At 38.2% G+C, this 17,675-nt stretch carries 18 protein-coding genes; 3 read left to right on the forward strand and 15 right to left on the reverse strand.

What is annotated here, in order from left to right:
- Window positions 1–13 precede the first annotated feature (13 nt).
- Complete coding sequence (locus AC4G3O_RS01075) at window positions 14–1,051, reverse strand: threonine synthase (RefSeq protein WP_491135701.1); 1,038 nt, start codon at window positions 1,049–1,051, stop codon at window positions 14–16.
- Between the two features lie 101 nt (window positions 1,052–1,152).
- Between AC4G3O_RS01075 and AC4G3O_RS01080 the strand changes: the two genes are divergently transcribed.
- Together AC4G3O_RS01080 and AC4G3O_RS01085 are read left to right on the forward strand one after the other, a co-directional pair.
- A complete protein-coding gene (locus tag AC4G3O_RS01080; protein ID WP_139891890.1) occupies window positions 1,153–1,647 on the forward strand; it encodes a hypothetical protein in 495 nt (164 codons plus the stop codon).
- Between the two features lie 205 nt (window positions 1,648–1,852).
- Window positions 1,853–2,089, forward strand: a complete 237-nt coding sequence (locus tag AC4G3O_RS01085; RefSeq protein WP_139891889.1) for a hypothetical protein — start codon at window positions 1,853–1,855, stop codon at window positions 2,087–2,089.
- A gap of 126 nt (window positions 2,090–2,215) precedes the next feature.
- On the opposite strand, the gene AC4G3O_RS01090 is transcribed toward AC4G3O_RS01085, so the two are convergent.
- Window positions 2,216–3,094, reverse strand: coding sequence for a GNAT family N-acetyltransferase (locus AC4G3O_RS01090; RefSeq protein ID WP_491135932.1), 879 nt, complete (start codon window positions 3,092–3,094; stop codon window positions 2,216–2,218).
- A 274-nt stretch (window positions 3,095–3,368) separates the two neighbouring features.
- On the opposite strand from AC4G3O_RS01090, the gene AC4G3O_RS01095 reads away from it, so the two are divergent.
- On the forward strand, window positions 3,369–3,743 hold the full coding sequence (locus tag AC4G3O_RS01095; protein WP_491135702.1) for a hypothetical protein: 375 nt from the start codon (window positions 3,369–3,371) through the stop codon (window positions 3,741–3,743).
- Window positions 3,744–3,758: 15 nt separating this feature from the next.
- Here the strand turns inward: AC4G3O_RS01095 and AC4G3O_RS01100 are convergent, their stop codons facing one another.
- The 13 genes from AC4G3O_RS01100 to AC4G3O_RS01160 form a co-directional block, all read right to left on the reverse strand.
- Complete coding sequence (locus AC4G3O_RS01100; RefSeq protein WP_140461497.1) at window positions 3,759–5,426, reverse strand: FAD-dependent oxidoreductase; 1,668 nt, start codon at window positions 5,424–5,426, stop codon at window positions 3,759–3,761.
- A gap of 174 nt (window positions 5,427–5,600) precedes the next feature.
- Window positions 5,601–6,164 (reverse strand): alkyl hydroperoxide reductase subunit C, encoded by a 564-nt coding sequence (gene ahpC, locus AC4G3O_RS01105; RefSeq protein WP_066103636.1) that lies wholly within the window; start codon window positions 6,162–6,164, stop codon window positions 5,601–5,603.
- 498 nt (window positions 6,165–6,662) lie between these two features.
- On the reverse strand, window positions 6,663–7,139 hold the full coding sequence (locus tag AC4G3O_RS01110; protein WP_066103634.1) for a GNAT family N-acetyltransferase: 477 nt from the start codon (window positions 7,137–7,139) through the stop codon (window positions 6,663–6,665).
- Window positions 7,136–8,638, reverse strand: a complete 1,503-nt coding sequence (locus AC4G3O_RS01115; protein WP_225983725.1) for a M81 family metallopeptidase — start codon at window positions 8,636–8,638, stop codon at window positions 7,136–7,138. The genes AC4G3O_RS01110 and AC4G3O_RS01115 overlap by 4 nt, the downstream gene beginning before the upstream one ends.
- 22 nt (window positions 8,639–8,660) lie before the next feature.
- Window positions 8,661–10,112, reverse strand: a complete 1,452-nt coding sequence (locus tag AC4G3O_RS01120; protein ID WP_491135703.1) for an aldehyde dehydrogenase family protein — start codon at window positions 10,110–10,112, stop codon at window positions 8,661–8,663.
- A gap of 3 nt (window positions 10,113–10,115) precedes the next feature.
- Window positions 10,116–11,414, reverse strand: coding sequence for an aminotransferase class III-fold pyridoxal phosphate-dependent enzyme (locus AC4G3O_RS01125; protein WP_490558020.1), 1,299 nt, complete (start codon window positions 11,412–11,414; stop codon window positions 10,116–10,118).
- 3 nt (window positions 11,415–11,417) lie between these two features.
- Complete coding sequence (locus AC4G3O_RS01130; RefSeq protein ID WP_490558021.1) at window positions 11,418–12,764, reverse strand: aminotransferase family protein; 1,347 nt, start codon at window positions 12,762–12,764, stop codon at window positions 11,418–11,420.
- Between the two features lie 85 nt (window positions 12,765–12,849).
- Window positions 12,850–13,506 carry a 3-oxoacid CoA-transferase subunit B gene (locus AC4G3O_RS01135; protein ID WP_066103624.1) on the reverse strand — a complete coding sequence of 219 codons (657 nt, stop codon included), beginning with the start codon at window positions 13,504–13,506 and terminating at the stop codon, window positions 12,850–12,852.
- Window positions 13,503–14,162, reverse strand: coding sequence for a CoA transferase subunit A (locus AC4G3O_RS01140; RefSeq protein WP_491135704.1), 660 nt, complete (start codon window positions 14,160–14,162; stop codon window positions 13,503–13,505). The genes AC4G3O_RS01135 and AC4G3O_RS01140 overlap by 4 nt, the downstream gene beginning before the upstream one ends.
- A gap of 96 nt (window positions 14,163–14,258) precedes the next feature.
- Window positions 14,259–14,528, reverse strand: a complete 270-nt coding sequence (locus AC4G3O_RS01145; RefSeq protein WP_066103622.1) for a YokU family protein — start codon at window positions 14,526–14,528, stop codon at window positions 14,259–14,261.
- The gene (gene kamA / locus AC4G3O_RS01150; protein ID WP_491089561.1) at window positions 14,525–15,940 is read right to left on the reverse strand and encodes a lysine 2,3-aminomutase; all 1,416 of its coding nucleotides are present in this window, start codon (window positions 15,938–15,940) and stop codon (window positions 14,525–14,527) included. The genes AC4G3O_RS01145 and kamA overlap by 4 nt, the downstream gene beginning before the upstream one ends.
- A gap of 408 nt (window positions 15,941–16,348) precedes the next feature.
- On the reverse strand, window positions 16,349–16,993 hold the full coding sequence (locus AC4G3O_RS01155; RefSeq protein WP_491135933.1) for an SDR family oxidoreductase: 645 nt from the start codon (window positions 16,991–16,993) through the stop codon (window positions 16,349–16,351).
- A 28-nt stretch (window positions 16,994–17,021) separates the two neighbouring features.
- Entirely contained in the window at window positions 17,022–17,606 is a 585-nt protein-coding gene (locus AC4G3O_RS01160) for an RBBP9/YdeN family alpha/beta hydrolase (RefSeq protein WP_066103618.1), read from the reverse strand.
- Between the last annotated feature and the right edge of the window lie 69 nt (window positions 17,607–17,675).

Below are 17,675 nucleotides of genomic sequence, written 5' to 3' on the forward strand. Positions count from 1 at the left end.
TCACCCCAAAAAACTATTTGGATTTTCCTATCTCGCTAAAATTACTAAGGGGTATCACAATCGATTCATTTTTGATTGAAAAGTCTCGATAATATCTCATGCATCCTGCGTAGGCTGCTGCACTTTGTTCATCTATCTGATAACCTCTCATAAAAAGCGCTTTACTGGCTTGAATGATTTCAGTTTTCGTAATGGTCTGTAAGTGTCCATCTGTCTCTTTAATCATTTTTATCAATTCTTTATATAGGGGTTGAGGGATAGATACCGCTTTACTTTTTACAGGCAGAGAAGTTGATTGAATGTCGACAATGATAAATCTGGGGAGTTTTCCTATTAAATGATGTTCTAAAAGATCCTTAAATCCATAATAAGTACCTACTGCTAACATACTGGTTTCAACCGAGAACGTAACGATATCAGGATGACGGTGTCCCAACTGCTCCCATATCTCATATGCATATGTTTTTGCTCCCTCAATCATATAGGGGTGAAAGTCGGGTAAAATAAAATTATTTGCAGCAGATTCTTGATCAGAAACAAAATCGCTTACTCTGACTCCTTCATTTCTGTATGCATCCACCAGCTGACAGGCTGTATTTTCAGGTAAAGCTAACTCACAGGCAATTTGAGCATGTTTTGCATATTTAGCAACAGAAAGACTCATACAAGTGGCTTCCGTTATAAGGATGTTTTGTATCTTTTTCTCTAGTAACTTAGTCACTAATAATGCTGAGCATCTATCTATATAAGATTGGCTTGGTAAAGTGTTTTCTAATTTTAAGTAGATGTGCTGATTGTCCGAGTCCAATTTATCGAGCACGGTATTCCCCTCACCTAATGAAACCTTCTCCCATGCACGTTTGTTTGCTTGTACTGATACTACTAGATAGTACTTCCACATCGTCTGGTTCTCACCAACAATCCAATTATCCTTAAAAATGCTTTTACTTGTTTTGATTATTAACAGACCGCCGCATGTACAACAATTTTTATCCGTTTCCTCCATTAATAGCTCCTGGCAATCTACACAAATAAATTGAATTTCACTCATTCCTGCTCCTCTCGTTAATCAGTTAATCAACATATTAAGATGGAAAAGTTTGCGTTTTTCATTTATGATGATGGTATTAATAAAAATATGGAGGCGATTAGATGATTGATGTATTTCATGGAACCTCTACTACCAATTATGAAAAAATTCTCGATAAAGGCCTTACACTACGGACCTCTTTCAGTCATGGAAAAAAGCATGGTGATGCTATTTATGCCACGACACGTAAACATTGGGCTAAAAAGTTTGGACCAAACATCATAGAGTTTCGCGTCAATACGGAATACTTCTTATTTATTGAAGATGAGGACTATGCTAAATTATATGATTCATTTACCAATGAATTCGTACAACCTTACGAAACGATAAGTGCATATATATACCATAAACAATTCGATAAAATTCGTAATTTATCTGGAGTTAATAACAGAACAAACATTAAATTATTTATTAGAGATACCGAATTTAAAATAGGCAGCTTGCTTCGCGAAATGCTCACCTCTAACGGCTACAAAGGTATTGTTATCTCATCAGAAGACAGTAAAGGTCCATTTTATGATCTGACAATTTATGACCTTAGCTGTATTAGCATGTAAACCACCTCCTTTTTACTTATTCGAGAAACCTCACCACTATCCTCATGGCGTTTTTTTAAAACTGTTTCCTGCTGAATAATAAGTTTATAGATACTAAATGGTTAAATAAGGTTAATTTCAAGAATATGTATATATTCTGCAAATTAAAGTTGTTATAATATTAACCAGAATACATAAACTTTCGAAAAAGATTGGAGGAGATTTGTTGGCTAAACAGCATTCACTAACTGAATACCTTATTCCAGGCAGTCTGTTAACTGGCCTTGGAATTGGACTATCCATTGGGTCTCCAGGTGTAGGGTGTCTTGTTGGTTTGGGCGGTGGCTTCCTATTAACGTCAATATGCAATATTTTTCTGGATGGACAATCCAAACTATTAGGGATGGAAGAACTCGAACAAAGAATCAGTAAACTTGAAGAGAACGCAAAAAAGAACGGATGAATGGTGAATAGTCGCACCATCTTCGTTCTTTTTTCTTTGTGATTATTTAAGTTTTAACCTTACTTGATTTAAATAATTTCCCCTTATATGATCATGTGATTCTTGTTCAAACAATTGATCATATACCTATTCGAAACTTTCCTTTTTCAACTCTCGGTTATACACTTCGAACAATTTTTCCACTGAAATACCATTGATTTTCATTCCTGTTATCTCACTTTCCGTGATTTCCAGATTACTTAGGTCACAATTCCTAATCTTTGATTCCTGGAGGTCACATCTTACAAAGGATATCGGATTTTTGTCATCTCCAAGATTTGTGTCCATAAATTCGATTCCTGCAAGGGTAACTAATCTCATTTTAGAAAAGGATAGGTTTAAATCTGCAAAATAGGAGTGTTTTAAATTTATGTTTTGGAATTTTGACTGACTAAGATTACAGTTACTGAAATGAGTACTTCTCAAGTTACTGTTACTAAAAGAACTCTCTTCTAAGTTGACTTGGTACCATTCTGTATATGCCATATCACAATTTTCATATGGTTTATTTGAAATATCATGATTTTCTACCGAATTATCAGATTTTGTCAAACTCTCTTTCCTCTTTATGTAGCAAAACTCATCTTCCGACTTAAAGATCGTTTTATAGCCCAATTTCTCGTAAAAATGGTGATTATTAAGCTGTCTGCTGGATGTCTCAAGGTCCCATTGTCTTACGCTTGGAAATTTCTCCTCAATTAATTCCATTACTCTGGAACCGATTTTGAGATTCTGAAAATCTGGATCAACGTATATACGGTCTATTCTTCCATATGACTTACCGGTAATCGTCACGATAACTCCACCAACTATAGCCTCTTTATAGATGATTTTGTAATAGGATAATTCTTCGATCATATATTTAGTCATTTCAACTGAAGTATAGCCAGGAGGCTGGATATTGCAATCCACAATCTCTTGATCTATAAGCCATCTTTTTGCTTCTTCATCAAATGTTTTCTTCATTAGTTCTGTTAATTTTTCAGCGTCACAAAAGATTGCTTTTTCAATTGTTATCAAGTTGTAATCTCCTTTTTCAAAATTCGTATGGATAAACTGATGAATAGTTCTAAATTTTGTAACTATCAAGTGAATTCTACCATAATTTACAAGTTACACGTCATTTATTTAGTTATTTGTTTAAGAATACAAACAATATAAACTGAAGTATTTATAGTCGGGTATAACCATCTCTATATTGCACAAAATGTAAAATAGAATATAACAAGGAGTCTAATATATGCAAAAAATTTTGTATCGTATAATATGGGTATTGATTTTATTAGGCATAAATCTTTGTGCCCTTCCCATTTCGATTTATTCGATCTTCGCAGTTGAAAAAGGGACAAACATTACCACAATGGACTATACTTTGGCAATTACCATTATGGTTATCAGTAATTTCATTACACTCCAGCTCTTCATTGCCATAAAAAAGAATCAAAAACAGAACGCAATTTATGGAATAATCATTGCTGTCACTCAAATAATTGCCTTCATTTTATTCATGCATTTGTATGAGATGGCAGGCATAATCATCTTTTTACTTTCACTCATTGCATCTGTTACCATGATCATAAAAACCTGGAGAAACAAAAACCCAGCCTTGATGTAAGGCTGGGTTAATTGTTTAAGCTTGTTGTAACACTGCTACAATTTCATTAATTTTTTTAGCGCCAAAGACTACTTGTTCATCATTAATAATCATGGCTGGAACACTCATTACTTTATATTTCTTTTTAATATCTTGGAAGTTGCTGATATCAATCATTTCTGCTTCGACATTTGGGTTTTCAATTGCAATTCTTTGAGCACCGACAACAACATCAGGGCAGTAGTGGCATGATAAAGATACCATAATCTTAATATTTGCTTTTTTATCGATTGCCTGAATAGACTGCTTGATTGAGGAATCTAACGCTTGTCCAGGACCTGCCAGGTTATAAATGGCCAAGATAAAGGAATTAAGCTCATGTCCTCCCGGTACACCATGGAACTTCACGCCACTGTAATTCCCTTTATGATCAAGCAACGAAACAACCGGGAATTTATCAGCATTGATTTTCGTTTCCATTTCAGTATTTTCGCCTTTTGGATAAACTTCCAGATGAAGTTTATCGCCAAGTTCAGCAACATCGATCAAGAAATCACGTAATTCTACAGATTTAGGCATACTTTCATCCACAATACTTACTAATGTTACATCATTCTCCATTTTGGCAAAAATACCTTTTAGTTGTCCTTTGATGGCATCGCTTAGTAAGCTGCTCTTACCACTTTTAGCTGTTTCTTTTGGTGCAGATTCTTTTTTCTCTGCCGGTTTTTCTTCTTTTGGCTCATCTACAATGCCAAGACGCTCTTTTTCTTCAGCAACATATTTCTGTACGTCTGTTCCGGCAATCGCCCCATCGGCAACAGCTGTAATAACTTGACGTAAAGATTTTGGACGAAGATCTCCAACAGCATATACACCTTTAATATTTGTTCTCATTTCTTCATCTGTAATAATGTAACCACGTTCATCCATTTCTACATGACCTTTAAAGATCTCTGTCTTAGGCTGATATCCCACGAAAACAAATACACCGAATGCGCCATCTTCTTCTTTCGCTGTGTATTCCCATTCTTCCTTCGTTACATTATTAATAAATCGGGCATGCTGAACCATCTCCACCCCTGAAACCTCAAGCAATTCCGTATTAAATTTAACTTCTATATGTTCGTTGGCAAAAACCTTATCTGCGATAGAAGGAGCACAAGTAAACTCAGGTTCACGAGCAATAATGGTAACCTTGCTGGCAAAACGGGTTAAATACATCGCTTCTTCAGCTGCGGCAAATCCTGCTCCAATGACAAACACTTCTAATCCTTCGAAGAATTCACCATCGCATGTTGAACAGTAGGCAACACCACGGCCCGTGAATTCTGCTTCTCCAGGGAATCCAAGTTTACGAGGACCTGCACCTGCTGCAATGATTACAGATCTTGCCTGATACTCGCCATTGATCGTTTTGATTATTTTAACTTCTCCGGATAGGTCAACATCCGTAACATCTGTTTTGGTAAATTTAACACCAAAATCTTCACATTGTTTTTTCATTTCTTCTATTAATAAAGGTCCAGTCGTCTTACGAACACCCGGATAGTTAACAATTTCATTTGTCGTTGCAGCTTGGCCACCCATATTTCCTTTTTCAATAATAAGAGTGTTTAATTTTCCACGTCCGGCATAAATACCCGCTGACAATCCAGCAGGACCTCCGCCAATGATAATTAAATCTAAAATTCCTTTTGTCAAAATACTCACCTAATTTAGTAAACTTTTTAATAAAAAAGGTACTTATCATTTTAAGTACCTCATTTGATCATCTGATAGAAAAAACATTCAAAAACTGGACAAGCAGCTGTCAGTCCTTAAGATAAAATTTGCACTCATCTTCCATTAAGAAAGATAAATGCAAATGATTAATAATTATATTTTACCTACTAGGTCCAGGCTTGGCTCAAGTGTTTCTTCACCAGGAGTCCATTTTGCTGGACATACTTTATCACCGTGTTCTGCAACAAACTGAGCAGCTTGTACTTTACGCACAACTTCTTCAGCATTACGGCCAATACCTAGGTCGTGAATTTCATATGCTTTAATTTCACCCTCAGGATTCACAATGAATGTTCCACGAAGCGCTTGACCAGCTTCTTCAATTAATACTTCAAATTGACGAGAAAGAACATGCGCCGGATCTGCAAGCATAGGATATTTAATTTTGCCGATTGTATCTGTAGCGTCTGCCCATGCTTTATGTACAAAATGAGAGTCCGTAGATACGGAGTACACTTCGCAGTTAATTTCTTTAAGGGCATCATAATTATCTTGCAGGTCAGCTAATTCAGTTGGGCACACAAAAGTGAAATCAGCTGGATAGAAGAAAAAGATTGACCATTTACCTTGAACATCTGAAAGACTTACTTCTTTAAACTCTCCATCATGGTAAGCCTGTACTGTAAAATCCTCTAATTTTTTATTAATAAGTGACATATCGTATATCCTCCTAAACAATATCATCATCTAAGTGATGTTTAATACTATATTATAATAATTATTAAAAAGAAATTTGTCAATTGCTTATTTATAATTATTATCATATTCCTTTAAAATTTTCCGCTCTTTCCATTAGGTAAACTCAATAAAAACTCTCTATATAAACGGTAATCAGGATCAAACATAATTACTGTCGATACAGTAAATTTATCAATTGAATTGTATTTTAATGATAAAACGTGAGGGAAATCACCGAGTTATATTATATAAATATAATTTATTTTGCTTTTTTCTTTCACTTGCTAGTATGCCCAAAAACGTTCATTTTTTTCATCTGTTTATGTTTCAATACAATCTATTTATCAAGGTACTTTTTATCTTCATTTGAAGGTTTTGTTTTATAAAAAGAAGAGCCACACTGGCTGTAATAGTCCCTTTGCAGCCAATAATCATCAAAGAAAAAAACGTGTGATTAGTCACACGTCCTGTTGTTGATTATAAAATTTTCTCCATATACAACCGATCCTCACCGTCTCCGAATTCACCATACCTTAATTCATTTACAGTAAAACCGATGTTTTTATATAATTTAACAGCAGCCGTGTTTGCTTCGCTTACAGTTAAACTGACTTTATGAAAACCATCATCCCTCAGAATGCTCAGAACCTCATGTAAAAATTGTGTCCCCAATCCTTTCCCATGCTGATCTGACCGTACATAGTAGCCAAATATATAAGCTTTATCCGGCTGATTATAATCTCTCATACATTCACAAACCGCAACTGGTCGTTCATCCCCCTGTTGTCTATAAAGGATTAGTTTTCCGTATCTCGCCAAAGGAACCAGTGTTTGTTCATCTACCGCTCCCAACCCAGGAAATGCATCCTTTTCGAGCTCCATCATCATGTTCTGCTGTGCAGGCGTTAGGGATTCGGGTATTTCAATGTAATACATCGAATTCGTTTGTGTCATGATTTTTTCCTCTCTTCTACCTTTAGAAATTCTATATTTTTTAAGGGCCATGTTTGTTCCGGGATATTTTTATAGGGTAGCTGTGCGATGTTATTAGCGGCCGCGCCCGGTGCATCAACATAAATGACTTCACTTATCAACGGATCAAAAGCTGCCCTGAAATGATTTTTAGCTTTCAATATCAAATACCTGTACGCACTTGGTTCTATCCCAATATGACGAAAAAGTTCAGGATCATTAGCAGACATAGGTCTTCCAATTAGGAGAATATCTATATTTCCTACTCGAATCCAACAAGCACCCTTAACATCTACTTTCAAATCTTTATTAAATGGTCCACTATTATAAAATACACCATCAGTTAACCTGATAACAGTCGCTTGCACATTAACCGGTAATCCAAACTCAGGATAGATTTTCCCGCCAAGTGACAGTTGGACGGTTCCACCAACTCCCACACTCCTGCATATATCAATTGCCTTAGAATCCGTTAATGCTCCAAAAAGCGTTTTCTCTCTATTGTATTCTATACATTCTCTCAAAAGCTTCGTTGTATCTCCACTGCCTCCGCTCAACGGATTATCAGAAATATCAGCTAATGCGATTGGTTTATTTTTCTTCATTGCTAACGCAAGCTGAAATGCTTCTTTAACATCAGGCAATTTGACGATAAATTCTTCCCTTAGTTTCCAAAATATTTTGGCCAAGTCACTGGCAGTACGTTCGGCCAACAACTGATTTTTAGCAATTACTATCACACTTGCACCTGCGCTCGGTACATCTGAATATGGAAATCCACCAAATACGGAAATGTTTAAAATACCATCTTCCTCTTCATAACGGTGAGCAAGCTTCATCATTTTTGCCATTGGACCTTCCATTGTCTTCATATTGATTGAGGGAAGCAGCATGGGAATTTTAACACATCTCGCTACATAATCTACGCCAAGCGAAAGATGATTCATTAATGCATTCGCGGCATTTACTCCTTGCTCATACATATCAATATGCGGATAGGTTTTAAATCCAAAATGATAGGGTGTAATTCCAACGATGGCCGGACTAATATTGGCATGTAGATCCAGGGTCGTTGCAATCGGGATATCTACCCCAAGTTTTGCTCTAATCTTTAAAAGTAAATATTCTTCTGCATCATTAATTCCCTCAATGACCATTGCTCCATGCAGGGCAATCAATAATCCATCAAGCTTTCCTGCCGCTTCCATTAAACCCATAAGCTCTGTTTCAATTTCTTCGTATGTTTCATAGGTTACCGGACCCGAAGGAACAGCTGCTGCACAAAGAAGGGGGACTATCTCTACCTCTTCAAGTTTCCTCAGAACATCAATAAACCCGCCAACCTCTGTCCTTGTATTTGTATAAACGTCAAAAATTTGGTTCCCTTTAAAATAACCCTCATTCTTAAAATCCTGAATAGTCGTCTTAGTTCTAGAGAAACTATGGGATTCATGATAAAAAAAAGCTATTCCAATCCTCATTTGTTTCACAAGGGAATCCCTCCTATAGATAAGTCATATACACTGATTTCCATTCCGTCATACTATCCAAAGCATGATGGGATACTTCACGATGGCCATTCCCTGAATACTTCATCCCGCCAAACGCAACACCAATTTCAGCATTAGCAGTTCCGTTATTCACATAAACCAATCCACTTTCAATTTCAGCAGCAGCTCGGTTGGCAATAGACAAACTGCTTGTAAAAATGGATGTCGACAGTCCATATTTCGTATCATTATTAACCTCAATCGCCTCTTCATAGCTGTCCACTTCAATAAAGGCAAGAACAGGTCCAAATATTTCTTCTTTAGCAATCGTATGTTCCTTTTTCACATCACTGAAAATAGTTGGTTCAAAAAAACACCCTTCTTCGTTCGCTAATTTCTTTCCTCCACACTCCAATAAGGCTCCTTCTTCTGTAGCTATCCTTACGTATTTCTCAACCACCTTCATTTGCTGCTCATTTACTAAAGGACCTATATCTATATTTTCATTAAGGCCATTACCTATTTTCAATTCCTTCGTTAACTTTACGACCCTTTTCAATAAATCCTCTTTAATCGATTGTTCAACAATAACCCGGCTTGTCGCCGTACATTTTTGGCCAGTTGTTCCATATGCACCTTTAACAATACACTCTGCTGCATAATCTAAATTAGCGTCCTGTAGAACAATTGCTGCATTTTTCCCACCTAGCTCAAGGGAAACCCTTTTTAATTGTTTGGCACCTACCTGTGAAAGCAGCAAGCCTACTTCAGTAGAGCCTGTAAAAGAGATCACTTTGACATCTTCATGTTCAGCAAGCTGCATTCCCACCTGACTGCCGCTCCCTGTAATGAGATTTAAAACCCCATTTGGGAGACCAATTTCATGAAAGACTTGCATAAATATACCTGCTGAGAGTGCAACCTCAGAAGCTGGTTTCCACACAATCGTATTCCCACTGATTAAAGCAGCACAAATTTTATAAGCGGCAAGCGCTACCGGAAAATTCCACGGAGTGATACATGCAACTACACCAAGCGGCTCACGATTCATCGTAATCGTTCGATTGTTGTTGCCGGAAGCAATGGTTTCACCATACATTCTGCGACCTTCCCCAGCCATATAGCGGCATGTTTCTATGACGACATTCACTTCCCCGCGTGTTTCCGCCAGAACTTTCCCCATTTCTTTGGTCATAACTTCGGCTAATTGATCTCTTTTTCGTTCAAATAATTCTGCTGCCTTCCATAAAAACACAGCACGTTCCGGCGCGGGTGTTCGTCTCCAGCTTTTAAAGGCAAGGTGAGCATGCTGTACAGCCTGGTCTACCTGGCTTGAAGTTGCGATTGCATACATACCCACCGCTTCATTCGTTGCAGGATTCTTGCTTTCCCGATAATTCTGATTTAAATCGTGAGTCCAATGACCATTCATGTAAAGCAGCTGTTTTGTAAATTCTTTGGACATTTACTAAATACCCTCCTTTACCACGTCTCCAATAACGGTTTCGAGAATGGTTAACCCAGCATCCAATTCTTCTGTTAATATATTTAATGGCAGCATGAGCCTGATGGTTTGCCCGTTAACTCCGCAGTTCATGATTAGTAAATGCTTATCCAGGCATCGTGCTTTGATAAGCGGCACAATGGACTTTTTATCGGATTCATTGAATTCAATGCCAATCATCATACCGATTCCGCGGACTTCTTTTATTGGCTCGTATCCTAGCAAACTATTTTGCAGCCTATTAACAATTTGCTCACCGAGTTCTTTACTCCTCTTTACCAGATTCTCTTCTTCAATCACCTGTATACTTGCTAGGGCAGCTGCACATGAGATTGGGTTGCCTCCAAACGTGGAGCCATGCCCCCCTACAGGCCATTTATTATGTAAATCCCTATTTGCCACAATTGCACCAAGAGGCAGTCCGCCTGATAAAGCCTTTGCTAAAACGAGAATATCTGGAGTTACTCCTGAGTGTTCCGAAGCAAACATCCGCCCAGTTCTGCCAAATCCTGTTTGAACCTCATCAAATATTAATAAAATACCATGCTCATCAGCAATACTCCTTAATTCCTGTAAAAACAATGGAGGTGCGGGATAGTAACCGCCTTCCCCCAAAACCGGTTCAACAAGTATAGCAGCCACTCTCGATGGGTCAATATGTAAATCAAATAACGAACGTAATTGGTTAATACAATAATTTGTCAAATCAGCATTATCGATATTTTTTACTAAACCGGGATATGGATAAGGTGTATGGTAAACCTCTCCTACCAGCGGTTCGTAGTACTTTTTATATTTACTGCTTGATCCTGTTACAGTAGTAGCACCTAACGTACGTCCATGAAAGGACCCATTGAAAGCGATAATTCCCGGGCGGTCAGTAGCCGCACGTGCCAGCTTCAATGCTCCATCAATGGCTTCACCGCCTGAATTTGAGAAGAATACAGTATCTAAATTACCTGGCGTGATTTGTGCCAGCTTTTCAGCCAAGCCGATCACAGTCTCGTAATAGCCATAATTCAAACCAAAATGAACGAGTCGCTCCGCCTGTGTTTTTATAGCGTTAACGATTCTTTCATGAGAATGGCCGAGTGCATTAACTGCTACCCCTGAAACAAAATCAATATACTCTTCTCCATCCTTCGTCCAAAAACGTGCTCCCTTACCTCGATCTATAATTAATTCCGTCACTCTTGTGCTAACTGGAGATATATGTTTTCTCGCTTTCTCTGTTAATTCAGTAACTTTTTCAGAATGACTCATGATTTACTTCCCCCTCGAATACATAAATTGTTGCAGAGCAAGTTCTAATATATTTATGATTGCATCGATTTCTTCCCTGGAGACTGTTAAAGGCGGAGCAATTAACAAATGATCACCTTCATAGCCATTGATTGATCCACTTCCAGGATAAAAGACAGCTCCAATTTGCATGGCAATCCGATTAATCACTTCAGATGTTGAGCTAGAGGGAGGGAATGGGTCTCCTTTCGGACTGGAAGCAAATTCAATGCCTATCAAAAGGCCTTTACCCCTTATATCCCAAATGACAGGGTAACGGTCCTGAAGCAGTTTAAGTTGTTTAATTAAATATTCACCCTGCATAACTACGTTGGGAAGGATTTTATTGTGAGCTAATTTTTTCAGAACTGCCAATCCGGCAGCGACAGAGACCGGATGGCCACTGTATGTATATCCATGCGCAAATTTCCCCTTGCTGTTTTGAATAATCCCTTTAATTAATCGATCGTGAACAATCATACCGCCAAGAGGCGAGTAGCCGGCTGATACTCCCTTGCCAAACGTAATAATATCCGGTATGAAATCAAAATGCTCTACAGCAAAATAGGTCCCTGTTCTCCCAAAACCCGTCATCACTTCATCTGCAATCAAAAGAATATTATAATCGTCACATAACTTTCTGACCTCTTTAAAATACGAGTCTGGCGGACTTACACTTCCCAATTGGCTCCCGACGATTGGCTCAGCTATGAAGCAAGAAATTTGTTCCGGACCTATCTCAATAATCAACTTTTCTATATCCTTAATGCATGACCAATTGTGTTGTTGATTGCAATCATCGAGCTTTCTTTGGTATGGGCATCGTTTACAATGAGGGGAATAAACATGTTTAAAATCAAGTAGATTTTGAGTGTATACCTGCCTTCTTTTAATATCGCCTCCAGCAGACAAGGATCCTAAAGTATTCCCATGATAAGATTGCCATCTGCCAATCACAATATGTTTTTCCGGATTTCCTGCACCTTTATGATATTGCTTTGCAAGTTTAATAGCACTTTCATTCGCCTCCGAGCCGCCACAGGTGAAATAAACCTTGTTTAATGGAACGGGAGCAATCTCCGCAATTCTCTCTGCCAGAAGATGCAATACCTCGGTTTCAAAACGCATCGAATGTACAAAGGCTGCTTTTTTTGCCTGTTCAGCCATCGCTTCAGCAATTTTCACATCCCCGTGACCTAAATTTGCGGCAACAGCACCGGAGCATGCATCAATATATTGCTTGCCATCCTGATCGTATAAATAAATCCCTTGCCCATGCGTTATGATTGGGTATTTATTCGTAAAATCACGATGAAATACATGGTCAGCCATTTGCGTCTCTCCATTTCATAGAGATGTTCTATCATTTTTCTACATACAAGATATGCTTAAAAAGCAAGTTCAAGACTTTTTTATGCTACATATCAAAGCCAACAAATTCACTGTTTAATTGAATTCTGAAATCCGCTTCCGTTTTTTCTTTAACAGTTTCCACTGTTATTCCTGGACCAGTTTCCACTAAAATAAGCCCCCTATCATCGACTGCAAATACGGCCAATTCAGTTATAATGAAATCCACTCTGCGCTCAGATGTAAGCGGATAATTAAGATTCTTAACGAGCTTCGGCTTCCCCGCTTTTGTTGTATGTAAGGTTGTTACGATAATTCTTTTAGAGCCCTCTAATAGATCCATCGCTCCTCCTACACCCAAAACCGCTTTTCCTGGAACTGCCCAATTTGCTATCCTGCCCATTTCATCCATTTGCAGAACACCCAAAATCGAGACATCAATATGGCCCCCACGTATCATCGCAAAAGATGATGCACTATCAAAATAAGATGCACCAGTCATGACAGTTACAGGAAGCTTTCCTGCATTCACCAAATTGGGATCTGGTTCATTTAATGGGGTAGGTCCCACCCCAAGAATCCCATTCTCTGTATGTAGAAATACGGATAGATGAGGAGCGATAAAATCTGCCACCAATGTTGGAATCCCAATCCCCAAGTTGACAATATCACCATTTCCAAGGAATCGTGCAGCACGTTTGGCAATCGTCTCTTTTGCACTCACAACGACTCCTCCTTTAACACTAAGTAATCAACATACAAATGAGGTGTGATAATTTCCTCAGGATCGAGTTCTCCCGCTTCTACTATTTCATCAACTTCAGCAATCACGATATTCCCGGCCGTCGCCATAGCAGGATTAAAATTCCGGGCAGACTTTATATAAATTAAATTACCAAGTTTGTCTGCTTTATAGGCCTTAATCAGTGAAAAATCAGCCTTCAAAGAATGTTGCAATATATATTTATTATCATTGAAATTTTTTTCTTCTTTCCCATTTGATAAGTCAGTGCCTACTCCAACGGGTGTATAGAATGCTGGTATTCCAGCTCCACCCGCACGAATCGCTTCTGCCAGTGTGCCCTGCGGCAGAAGTTCAATCTCAAGCTCTCCCCCCAAATAAGCCTCCACTACATCCGGGTTGGATGTGAAATAAGAACCTATCCCCTTTCTTACCTTCTTTTTTTGAACAAGCACTCCAAGTCCCCTGCCTGGCTCACCGAGATTATTGCTGATAATTTCAAGATTATTTATCCCTTTTCGGTCAAGAGCGTGTACCAATGTTATTGGACATCCCACCAATCCAAAGCCCCCAACCATGATACGGGCTCCGCTCTTTAGCAAGGATGCTGCTGCATCAGGTAAAAGTACCGGTTTCAACCTATTCACCTCTGTCCATTTCATTTTAATAAAAACGCCAAAGAATATAGCTTTTCTTTGACGTTGAATAACTGAAATCGCTTACATATATTTTGTCTATTTGAAATAGTTTCGCTTTAATAACCTTGGTACTTTCATCAATTCTTCAAAATGTACAGTGCCTGTTAATTGTTTTGTATTAATGAGCAATAAATGGTCCTCAATCTCCTCAGTCTGTTCATCCGTTAAATATTCCATTTGGCAATTGCCACAATGGATGGCTGGTGTTTCCTTTATTTCTAGTGATTGCGTTCCATCTGGCAGCTCCCAAAATACAGTGGTATTGGTCTCAATTGCCCCATCTTGTTCACACCATTGGCATTTCATACTTTTGAATCCTCTTGATCAGTTTTAGTTGTTTTTGTTTGTTGGGCCTTGAATTTCTTTTCTTTTAGAACGTCCCGTTTATCTCGTTGATCTTTAAGTGATGTATGCTCCGGGTTTTGTTGATAGGCGCTGCGCTTATTATATCTTTCTAAACCATCCGGTGTAATATTAAACTTTTCATCATCCATAATAGACAAGATACCTGTGCTGTTGTAATCTTCATATACATTTGGGTATGTTTGTTTGAAATATTCATCTGCACGGCCGGACACATAGTTCTCAGGTTCTGGATATGATGTAATCACACCTTCAAAATTACGTAAGATCACTTTATTTGAACTTTGAGAAATGATGTAGTTCGGCTGAAGCGGTATTTTCCCACCCCCGCCTGGTGCATCAACCACAAAAGTCGGCACAGCATATCCGCTTGTATGGCCGCGCAGTCCCTCCATAATTTCTAAGCCTTTACTAATAGGAGCTCTGAAATGTCCAATTCCTTCTGATAAATCACATTGGTAAATATAATAAGGACGAACTCTTATTTTGACTAAATCATGCATTAATTTTCTCATGATTGGGACACTGTCATTAATCCCAGCCAAAATAACCGCCTGATTGCCCACAGGTACTCCCGAATCAATAAGCAGCTCGCAGGCACGCTTTGATTCTTCTGTAATTTCGATCGATGTATTAAAATGTGTATTCAGCCAAACGGGATGGTACTTTTTAAGAATGGTACATAAATCTTTAGTGATTCTTTGCGGAAACACGACCGGGGCTCTAGTTCCAATACGAATAATTTCTACATGAGGAATGGCGCGTAAGTTTTTTAATATATATTCCAGTATACTGTCATTAATGAGAAGGCCATCACCACCAGAGATTAAAACATCCCGGACTGCCGGTGTTTGGCTGATGTAATTGATTGCTTTATCCAACTGCTTCTTCGGAACTCCCATACCAATCTGACCAGAAAACCTTCTTCTTGTGCAATAACGGCAGTACATGGAGCATTGATTTGTTACTAAAAATAAGACACGGTCCGGATAACGGTGAGTTAACCCTGGAACTGGGGAATCTTCATCTTCATGTAAGGGATCCTCTAAATCATACACCGTTTTGTGGAGCTCTTTTCCTATGGGAACGGATTGCATACGGATTGGACAGCGCTCATCATCAGGATCCATTAAAGATGCGTAATAGGGCGTTATATTCAAGGGAATCGTTTTAGTTGAGATCCGTACACCTTCTTCCTCTTCTGGTGTAAGATTAATCACCTTTTTTAAATCATCAAGTGTTTTGATGGTGTGGGTTAACTGCCAAATCCAGTCATTCCACTGATCATCCGCTACATCCTTCCATAACTCGATTTCACTCCAATGGCGTTTAGGTTTGTATAAATTATAGTCCACTATTCTCCCTCCCATGGTACGTATTCCATAACATCTCGGCTATGTGAATGGATAATTATTCGAGCTTTGCTCAGAAAAACCATATCGGTGGCTTTATTGTCATTCGATTGGTAAATTGTACTCCATCTGAATGGTAAGCTCATTCTAAATCATTCAGCTCCTGAGCTGAGCGCTGAAAAGAAGTCTCCTACGGAATGAAGATTAACATTTAATTTTGATTTACAGATACAAAATCTAATATATGAGTGAATGAAAATATGGTGTATTTAACCCAATCTCAACCTATCACCTCTAACCTTACACTGTCAATGACAAAAAATTTTGACAATTTAAGTCGAAAGATTTTTATATTTTTTATGACAAACAAATAAAGCAGTTCAGCTAAAAACTGAACTGCTTCGACAAATTTTATAGTTGGTTAAGAGCTTCCTCAATCGGGGTATCACCTGATATTAGATCAAAAGAACGATAATAGCTTGCCTCATTCGTGAGGCAAGCCAAAATAGTTCGTGCCACATCCTCACGCGGTATCGTTCCAGCCTTTATTGTATCCCCAGTACGGATTTTCCCGTTTCCAGGTTCATTCAGCAATCCACCCGGCCTTATAATCGTATATGTTAATGGGCTGTTTTCCAGAATTCGATCTGCATAATGCTTGGCAACATAATAAGGTTTAATTTCATCGCTCCAGTTTTCGCGGTTGTTAGCCTGAAGGGCACTGACCAAAATAAATCGTTTGATTCCAGCCTTTTCAGCTGATTCCATCATTTTCACTGCACCATCAAGATCAATTAAAAGCGTTTTGTCATGACCTGTGCTTCCTCCTGACCCAGCTGTGAAGCATATCGCATCTGATCCTTCAATTGCCTTCGCCAGATTTTCTACGCTATCTTCTAAATTAGCAAGAACAGTCTGTATACCACTATTTTCAAATGATTTTACCTGCTCTTCTTTTCTGATCATCGCTTTTACATTGTGTTGTCCATCTTCCTTAATGAGGTGAACCAATTGATTGCCAATTTGTCCATTTGCACCAACTACTACTATATTCATAGAAACAATCACCGTCCTATCCATACATTCAGCCTTCATTTACTGCAAAATCATGATTTTGATCCAGACAATAATCAAGAATCCACTGCCATTTTCCAAAACCGGAGTCGATATTGATATGACCTTTATTCACAACCAAAAGTTGTATAATACCCAAGTCTTTATAAAATTGACTGTCTTCAACAGAGCAATAAGAATCGTTTGTGGATTGAATTTGCAGTGTATGATCAATAGACTGTATTAATTCTTTACCCTTAACTGGAAGGGGAAAAAACCTTTGGATGATTTCATGCTTTAAATAGGGAGAGGGCGGTGCCACTAAAATAACACGGTTAACCGATTTTTTTATCTTATGAGCATTTTTGAGAGCAAAATGAAGCCATAGGACACATCCTAAACTGTGAGCAACAACGGTTATATGGTCTGAGGTAATAGTTTGAAAGGTATCTTCCAATTTTTTTATCCACTTATCTTTATAAGGATCATCATATTCAGGAAGGGTCGGATAATAAACTGTTTCACCTGCATCCACCAGCTCATTATACAGCCAGGATTGCCAATGTTCAGGTCCGCTTCCGCCAAGTCCATGTATTATGAGAAAACTTCGGTCCATATTAACCCCTCCTTTTACCGATTTTATTCCACACTAAGTTTATCAGATTAATATATTTTATGTCTACTT

The sequence above is a fragment of the Bacillus sp. z14 (2026) genome, assembly GCF_058313575.1.

What these genes read in the sequence shown, in the direction of transcription:
- AC4G3O_RS01075 (WP_491135701.1), bottom strand. Translation starts at nt 1,051, where the DNA reads ATGAGTGAAATTCAATTTATTTGTGTAGATTGCCAGGAGCTATTAATG.
- AC4G3O_RS01080 (WP_139891890.1), top strand. Translation starts at nt 1,153, where the DNA reads ATGATTGATGTATTTCATGGAACCTCTACTACCAATTATGAAAAAATT.
- AC4G3O_RS01090 (WP_491135932.1), bottom strand. Translation starts at nt 3,094, where the DNA reads ATGAAGAAAACATTTGATGAAGAAGCAAAAAGATGGCTTATAGATCAA.
- AC4G3O_RS01095 (WP_491135702.1), top strand. Translation starts at nt 3,369, where the DNA reads ATGCAAAAAATTTTGTATCGTATAATATGGGTATTGATTTTATTAGGC.
- ahpC (WP_066103636.1), bottom strand. Translation starts at nt 6,164, where the DNA reads ATGTCACTTATTAATAAAAAATTAGAGGATTTTACAGTACAGGCTTAC.
- AC4G3O_RS01110 (WP_066103634.1), bottom strand. Translation starts at nt 7,139, where the DNA reads ATGACACAAACGAATTCGATGTATTACATTGAAATACCCGAATCCCTA.
- AC4G3O_RS01115 (WP_225983725.1), bottom strand. Translation starts at nt 8,638, where the DNA reads ATGAGGATTGGAATAGCTTTTTTTTATCATGAATCCCATAGTTTCTCT.
- AC4G3O_RS01120 (WP_491135703.1), bottom strand. Translation starts at nt 10,112, where the DNA reads ATGTCCAAAGAATTTACAAAACAGCTGCTTTACATGAATGGTCATTGG.
- AC4G3O_RS01125 (WP_490558020.1), bottom strand. Translation starts at nt 11,414, where the DNA reads ATGAGTCATTCTGAAAAAGTTACTGAATTAACAGAGAAAGCGAGAAAA.
- AC4G3O_RS01130 (WP_490558021.1), bottom strand. Translation starts at nt 12,764, where the DNA reads ATGGCTGACCATGTATTTCATCGTGATTTTACGAATAAATACCCAATC.
- AC4G3O_RS01145 (WP_066103622.1), bottom strand. Translation starts at nt 14,528, where the DNA reads ATGAAATGCCAATGGTGTGAACAAGATGGGGCAATTGAGACCAATACC.
- AC4G3O_RS01155 (WP_491135933.1), bottom strand. Translation starts at nt 16,993, where the DNA reads ATGAATATAGTAGTAGTTGGTGCAAATGGACAAATTGGCAATCAATTG.
- AC4G3O_RS01160 (WP_066103618.1), bottom strand. Translation starts at nt 17,606, where the DNA reads ATGGACCGAAGTTTTCTCATAATACATGGACTTGGCGGAAGCGGACCT.